This window comes from Mesorhizobium sp. P5_C1 (genome assembly GCF_054049815.1).
The window spans coordinates 1-4647 of sequence record NZ_JBFULQ010000435.1; the positions used below are offsets into that span (position 1 = coordinate 1).

At 64.0% G+C, this 4647-nt stretch carries 5 protein-coding genes; 1 reads left to right on the forward strand and 4 read right to left on the reverse strand.

Annotation, left to right across the window (positions count from 1 at the left end):
• Positions 1-85 precede the first annotated feature (85 nt).
• Positions 86-988, forward strand: coding sequence for a LysR substrate-binding domain-containing protein (locus ACXJ7R_RS25140; protein ID WP_457154184.1), 903 nt, complete (start codon positions 86-88; stop codon positions 986-988).
• 204 nt (positions 989-1192) lie between these two features.
• Here the strand turns inward: ACXJ7R_RS25140 and gloA2 are convergent, their stop codons facing one another.
• The 4 genes from gloA2 to ACXJ7R_RS25160 form a co-directional block, all read right to left on the reverse strand.
• Positions 1193-1576, reverse strand: a complete 384-nt coding sequence (gloA2, locus tag ACXJ7R_RS25145) for an SMU1112c/YaeR family gloxylase I-like metalloprotein (protein WP_457154185.1) — start codon at positions 1574-1576, stop codon at positions 1193-1195.
• 168 nt (positions 1577-1744) lie between these two features.
• On the reverse strand, positions 1745-1978 hold the full coding sequence (locus tag ACXJ7R_RS25150) for a hypothetical protein (RefSeq protein WP_457154186.1): 234 nt from the start codon (positions 1976-1978) through the stop codon (positions 1745-1747).
• A gap of 262 nt (positions 1979-2240) precedes the next feature.
• The gene (locus ACXJ7R_RS25155; protein ID WP_457154187.1) at positions 2241-3497 is read right to left on the reverse strand and encodes a glycoside hydrolase family 5 protein; all 1257 of its coding nucleotides are present in this window, start codon (positions 3495-3497) and stop codon (positions 2241-2243) included.
• Positions 3494-4647 (reverse strand): DUF1972 domain-containing protein (locus ACXJ7R_RS25160; protein ID WP_457154188.1); only part of this gene is annotated, 1154 nt, incomplete at its 5' end. The genes ACXJ7R_RS25155 and ACXJ7R_RS25160, both read right to left, overlap by 4 nt.

Here is a 4647-nt window from a genome sequence, read left to right on the forward strand (position 1 = left end):
AATGGGACCGATGTAGTGCAGGCGCGATTTCTCGATTAGGCGGAAATATCTGGAATGTGTTTTCCACCCATGCAAAAATCGGGACATGGCCGATCTGAACGACATCGCCGTGTTCGTAAGGGTTGCGCAGTTCGAAAGCTTCAGCCGTGCCGCGCACGCGCTCGGCATGCCCGTCTCCACCGTCAGCCGCAAGGTGACGGCGCTGGAGGAGCGGCTCGGCGTGACCCTGCTGCAGCGGACGACACGCAAGCTCAGCCTGACGGCGCAGGGCCGTGCCTATTTCAATCAATGCAGCGAGCCGCTKAGCCAGCTCTTCGACGCCGAACGGGTGCTGACCCAAATCCAGAAGAAGCCGGAGGGTCTTCTGCGGATATCAGCGCCGGTCATCCTCGGCCAGGAACCGTTCTATGCGTTCCTGTCCTCGTTTCTGAAGACCTATCCGCGTATCCAGGCCGACCTGTTCATCACCAACCTGTTCCTGGATCTGATAGCCGAGAACATCGACGTCGCCATCCGCTTCGGCGAACTGCGGGATTCGAGCCTGATCGCCCAGCGCATCGGAAAGAGCGTGCGCTATGTCGTGGCCGCGCCGGAATATCTGCACGGTCGGCTTCCGCCATCGCGGCCGGAGGATTTGCGCCAGCATCAATGCGTCCTCCTGCAGGCGCGCAACAACGAGGTGGAATGGCATCTGGTCAGCGGCAAGAAATCCATCAAGCTCCACGTCACCGGGTCGGTGGCGGCGAGAGATTTCCAGGCAGTGAGCGCTTTCACCTATAGGGGCCACGGCATCGGCCTGCTGCCATCAACCTATTGCGATGCCCGGATCGCGAGCGGAGAACTCATGCGGCTTCTTCCTGATTGGTCGTCGCCGGAAATCTTCGTGCACGCCGTCTATCCGACACGCCGATTTCTGCCGGCGAAGCTGCAGGTATTTCTCGAGGAACTGAAGGCCTGGAAGAGTCCCCTTTGGATTCCGCTGCGATGACCACGGCGGCTATCATAGGATAGCGTGGCCTCAATTTCATCCAGACAGCCAAATGTAGAGCTTCCCGCAGTGCCGCGTCGGCGCGGAGCGGTCGGCCTCCTGGCCCGTGGCAAGGAGCCCCGGTGACGCATCCGAGTTGGCGGATCATGTCTGCCGAGTGCCGTTCCCACCGCCGATGATGTGGTCACGAAAGCGAACCGTTCCTTATGGGGCTTCGTAGAGTTCCAGCGGCAATCCATCCGGGTCGCTGAAAAAGGTAAACCGTTGGTCTGTATATGGGTCGATCCGGATTGGCTCGACGGGAACGCCGGCGGCTTCCAGGCGCATGATTACGGGATCAAGATTCGCCACGGCAAATGCCAGATGTCTCAGGCCTGTCGCCTCTGGATGGGACGGCCGCATCACGGGTGCAGGGAAGGAGAACAATTCCAGCTGGGCGGACCCGATCCGCAGATCGGCCTTCCATGACTGCCGCTCCTCCCGATAGACCTCCCGGATCAGGTCGAGGCCGAGGAGTTCGACGTAGAACCGTCGCGACCGATCGTAATCGGTGCAGATGAGCGCGACGTGGTGAATGGCGTTCAGCATGCCACGAACTCTAGCCAAGCTGGGATTTGAGGCCAAGGTCGCCATCGGGTCCGCGGCATTTTGTTGATGTCGCCGTTCGCCAGGGTCGCCTCGTCCATACGGATTTTCATCTGCGCCCAATCGGCGGCATGATGTTGCCGCCGACGCGCTTGAGACCCGCGCGCGGCTCTACTGGTCCGAAAACTTCACGCTCACGCCGCGCTGGCGAAAATAAGCCTGCATCAACTTGCGGCCTGAGCGGTTGTTCTGCRCCAACTTGGTCGGATCGAACACCGCCTGTTTTACCCCTTCTCGTGTCAGCGCCGCCTTCAGCGTCGCGATATGTGCGTCGATGTCGGCATTGTCCGCCCGGAGCGAGACATAGATACTTTCGGTCGCCTGGGCCACGGTTGGTTCGTTCACTGGTGTCGTCCTTTGGTTGGTTGAGCGGCGGCTACCACAGTTTCGCGGCTCTGGCGATACCGATGAGACTGAAGTCGTCTCTACCGGCATAGCGGGATCCTGGCGCATCCCGACCCCCAAGATGGTCGCTGGAGATGTCTGCTTTCAGGCAACCGCAAAATTGGACACTACGTCCAAGTTGCGGCGCAAAGTTGCCGTTCGCGTCATGGAAGACGTAAGTCGGCTTGGCGTCGAACTCGTTCGGAGTGATTGGGTTTTGACCCTAGTCCGCCGGCATGGTCAGGCCAAGTGCCGCGATGACATCCGGGTCGAGGGCCCGTGTGGTGTCGTCCATCATCCCCATGCCGTCGAAGAGATTCCAGAATGCCCAGCCAAAGCCGAGATCCTCGGCGCCCTGGCGCACATCGGCGATGTAGCGTGCCCGATCGGGATTGGGCGCCGCCACATAGCGGGCGTCGGAGCGCAGCGCGCCGAATTCGCCCATGATGATGCGCTCCGGCGCAAGGCCGTGACTGTCGCCCCAGGCGCGAACCTGGCGGAGATATTTATCGACAAAGCGCCGGTCGGGCTGGGCGTCGAAATAGACCTTCAGCACGCGCTCGGTTTCCGCATAAGCGGCTTTCTTGGCCTCATCCGTCGTTTCGGCATCCTGCGCCATGCGCACCCTGACCGACGCCAGCGTCGCTTCCAACGAGCCGGCGGACGCCGGCCACGGCACGTTGTTGAGCGAACGGTAGACGGGCTCGCGCATCCACGGCGCGCCCTGATGGCTGAACAGATAGGGCTCATAGAAGTGGAAGGTGAACAGGATGGGCTCGAACGGCGACAGCGGCGCCGGATCGAGCGCGGTCAGCCCGCCGACCATCGAGCCGCAGCCTCCGGTGACCACCAGCGGCAGGGTTGCAGCCGATGCCCTTGCCGCGGTCAGAAGCGCGAGCTGGACCTGCGACCAGACGTCGGAAGCGCAGGCCTGCGGCGGCTCGTTGACGGCTTCGAGCGCCACCTTGCCGGGCTGGAAGCGCTCCAGCCTGCCGGCGAGTTCGCCGACCAGCCCGCGATAGAGATCGAAGGCGGGCGCGGTGACGCTGGCGACCATGCGGTCAGGATTCCAATAGTGGGTGGCGCCATTGGCCTGCACGTTGACGATGATGCCGAGTCCCGCATCGACGGTGGCGCTGACCGCCGCGTCCAGCATGTCCAGCAACAGGGCGCGCGTGGTGGCGTCGGCCGCCAGGAACGGGCCGGGATCGACCGGCAGGCGGATGAAATCGAGCCCCGTGTCGCGCAACCGGCGCAGGTCGTGCGCGGTCGGAACCGGCCGCTGCGGCTGGAAGGGCGGCCAGCCGTAGTCGGTCCGCGGCGCCGGGAATTCACGTGTCAGCGAGAACCAGGGCCAGGCATTGACGCCGCGCCTGAAGGGAGGCTCGGCGGCGCGGGCGAATTGCGCGATCGGGAGAGAGCCAAGTGCCGCGGTCGACAGCGCCGTCCGCAGCACCCGCCGGCGCGACCAGCCTGTCATGCAGTGCCGGGCGATGCGCGATTGGCCGCGACGGCGTCGTCGGCGGTGACACCGAGAAGCCGATAGGCTTCACGCTCATAGGCAGCCAGGACATCCTCCCAGCGGAAGGCTTCGCGGGCGCGGGCCCTTGCCGCGATGCCGCAATTCCTGACCAGGGCGTCATCGTCCTGCGCCTGTTGCATCCGCTCGGCGCAACTGTCGGTGTCGGTGAAGTAGATCGCGGCGGCACCCGCGGTCCAGCGATTGAACGGATTGTCGTGCGCGATCACCATGTTGCCGGCCGCCAGCGCCTCGACCAGCGACGGGTTGGTGCCGCCGACGGTGTGGCCATGCAGATAGGCTCGTGCGTGATAGCGCAGTGCCTTCACCGTCGCCTGGTCGTAGATGGCGCCCGGCAGAACCACCGATCYGTTCGCCGCCTTGCGGACGGCGACATGATAGGGGATTTCGTCCAACAGCGTCCCGAGCACCACCAGCTTCATGTCGCGCTTGCGGCTGCAAAAGGCTTCGACGATCGGCAGGATGTTGTTGTCGGGTTCGATGCGCGCGATCGAGATCAGATAGCGCCCCGGCTCCAGGCCCAGGGCCCGGACCGGCGCCTCGGGCGCCGATGTCACCGGATCGGCGCCATAGGCGATGGTGGCGATGGCGCTGCGCGGCCGGCGCGTCGCCAGATGGTCCGCGATGGCAGGATGATCGGCGACCAGGCGATGCGAGGCCCAGGCGCCGATCCATTCGTTGAGCCAGAACCAGCTGCGCGCCACCATTCCCCATTTGGGGCGTCGCCACTCGATGCCGTCCATATTGGTGAAGATCTTGCGCCCGTTAAGCCTCAGCCAGGTCAGGAAAACCGCGCCGTTGTAGCCGAGCACCAGGCAGACGCCCGGCCGCCTGGCGGCGTCGCGCACGCATTGCCAATCGAATTCCAAGGTCGCACGCGGCCCTTTCGACGCAACCTGGACGTGGATGAGTTCGATTCCGCGCCAGGTTTCGCTGCGCACCCTCTGGTCGATCCGCTCGACCTCCTCCTGGCAATAGACGCCGACCTTCCAGCCGCGCCCGGCAAGAAAAAATGCCAGTCTTTCGGCGAAGGTTTCAAAGCCGCCATGGGCAGCGGGTATGCCGCGCGTCCCCAGGATCAGAATGGCAG

Excerpts from the sequence above, each read along its gene's own strand:
- gloA2 (WP_457154185.1), bottom strand. The coding sequence starts at position 1,576 with ATGCTGAACGCCATTCACCACGTCGCGCTCATCTGCACCGATTACGAT.
- ACXJ7R_RS25155 (WP_457154187.1), bottom strand. The coding sequence starts at position 3,497 with ATGACAGGCTGGTCGCGCCGGCGGGTGCTGCGGACGGCGCTGTCGACC.